This window comes from Faecalibacterium tardum (assembly GCF_040096515.1).
Taxonomy (GTDB): domain Bacteria; phylum Bacillota; class Clostridia; order Oscillospirales; family Ruminococcaceae; genus Faecalibacterium; species Faecalibacterium tardum.
The window spans coordinates 1-2,162 of sequence record NZ_JBBMEO010000085.1 but is presented as its reverse complement, the minus strand read 5'-3'; the positions used below and the strand labels follow the sequence as shown (position 1 = coordinate 2,162).

The 2,162-nt window shown below is 53.7% G+C and carries 3 protein-coding genes; all 3 read left to right on the top strand.

Annotated elements, in window-relative coordinates; all coding sequences use genetic code 11:
• On the top strand, nt 1–491 hold a 491-nt coding region (locus WMO44_RS14820; RefSeq protein WP_349153034.1), incomplete at its 5' end, for a VirB6/TrbL-like conjugal transfer protein, CD1112 family.
• Between the two features lie 12 nt (nt 492–503).
• The gene (locus tag WMO44_RS14815; RefSeq protein WP_044960449.1) at nt 504–866 is read left to right on the top strand and encodes a PrgI family protein; all 363 of its coding nucleotides are present in this window, start codon (nt 504–506) and stop codon (nt 864–866) included.
• On the top strand, nt 841–2,162 hold a 1,322-nt coding region (locus tag WMO44_RS14810; RefSeq protein ID WP_349153033.1), incomplete at its 3' end, for a VirB4-like conjugal transfer ATPase, CD1110 family. The genes WMO44_RS14815 and WMO44_RS14810, both read left to right, overlap by 26 nt.

The following is a 2,162-nucleotide window of genomic DNA, read 5'->3' as shown; positions in this document are numbered from 1 at the left end:
TGACGCAGCAGGTGGTGGCAAATTCCAGCGGCATCATCAGCGGCAACACACGGGTGAACGACATCGGGCTTTCCATGTTGCAATCCAGCATGATGCAGATGGACGTAGGACCCTTGTTCGGACTGTTCTTGCAGTCCTTCTTCATCGGTATCACCATGCGCATCCTGTCCATCGTGATTTTCGTCATCGTCTACGGAAGAATGATTGAAATCTACATGATGGTCAGTCTGGCTCCAGTGCCCATGGCAACATGGGGCAACCACGAGCAATCCCATGTTGGACAGAACTATCTCCGTTCTCTGTTTGCGCTGGGATTTCAGGGCTTCCTGATCCTGATCTGCGTGGCGATCTATGCCGTTCTGCTTCAGAATGTTGCCATATCCGGGGATGCCATCAACTCGATCTGGAGCATCGTGGGGTACACGGTGCTGCTGTGCTTTACGCTGTTCAAGACTGGTTCCGTCGCCCGAAGCATTCTGGGCGCACACTAAGGAGGTGGAATTTTGGCAGCTTATATTTCCGTGCCGCGCGATTTCAGCAAGGTGAAGTCCAAAGTAGCCTTCAACCTGACCGCCCGGCAGCTTATCTGTTTTGGTGCAGCGGCAGTCGTAGGGGTGCCGCTGTTTTTTGTTCTGCGGGACACCGCTGGCAATTCCGGTGCTACCCTCGGCATGATGGCGGTCATGCTGCCCATGTTCTTTCTGGCCATGTATCAGAAGAACGGTCAGCCGGCTGAAAAGATCCTGCGGTACTACTTTCAGGCGCGCTTTGTTCGCCCGAAGGTGCGTCCGTACCAGACCCGCAATTACTATGCACTGCTTGTGAAGGGAGATGACGCCCATGATTCCGTTTCTGAAAAAGAATAAGGACGGCAGGAAGCCGCCCAAGTCCACGGTGCCCCGCACGGCACAGGAGAGCATTCCGTTCCAGCGGATGTTTGAGGACGGTACCTGCCGTGTCCGTCCCGGCTACTACACCCGCACCATCCAGTATCAGGATATCAACTATCAGTTGGCGCAGCAGGAGGACAAGACCGCCATCTTTGAGGAATGGTGCTCTTTTCTCAACTTTTTCGACAGCTCTATCCACTTTGAACTGTCTTTCGTGAATACCGCCACCGATTCGGCAGACTTCGAGAAGTCCATCCGCATCCCGTACCAGCAGGATGGCTTTGATGATGTGCGAGCCGAGTACAGCCAGATGTTGCGGCAGCAGCTTTCCAAGGGCAACAACGGTCTGACCAAAACGAAGTTTCTGACCTACGGCATCGAGGGCGACAGCATGGCGCAGGTCAAACCTCGGCTGGAGCACATCCAGAACGACCTGATGAACAATTTCCACCGGCTTGGCGTTCTGGCAAAGCCGCTGGACGGTACGGAACGTCTGCGGCTGATGCACGGGATGTTGAACATGGATGGAGCCAACAAGTTCCACTTCAACTGGAAAGACCTTGTGCCCAGTGGTCTGTCCGTAAAGGATGCCATTGCCCCCACTGCGCTGGCGTTTAAGAACAGCCGCACCTTTCAGATGGGCGGCATCTTCGGAGCGGTCAGCTTTCTGAATATCACGGCTTCTGACTTGAGTGACCAGTTGCTGAAGGATTTTCTGGACATGGATTCCAGCCAAATCGTTACCATGCACATCCAGTCCGTTGACCAGAACAAGGCCATCAAAACCATCAAGCACACCATTACCGAACTCGACCGCAGCAAAATCGAAGAGCAGAAGAAAGCCGTCCGCGCCGGATATGATATGGACGTGTTGCCGTCAGACTTGGCGACTTATGGGCGGGATGCAAAAGCCCTGCTGAAAGAATTGCAGTCGCAAAACGAGCGTATGTTCCTTGTTACTTTTCTGGTGCTGAACACCGGGAAAACCGAGCAGGAACTGGAAACCAACGTGTTTCAGGCAGTCAGCATTGCCCAGAAGCACAACTGCGAATTATGCCGCCTCGATTTTCAGCAGGAGCAGGGGCTTATGTCCTCGCTGCCGCTGGCAGACTGCCAAATCGAGATCCAGCGCGGTCTGACCACCAGCAGCACGGCAATCTTTGTGCCGTTTACCACACAGGAGTTGTTCGACAATGGCAAGGAAAGCCTGTATTATGGCTTGAACGCCCTGTCCAACAACCTGATTATGGTTGACCGCAAAAAGCTGAAGAA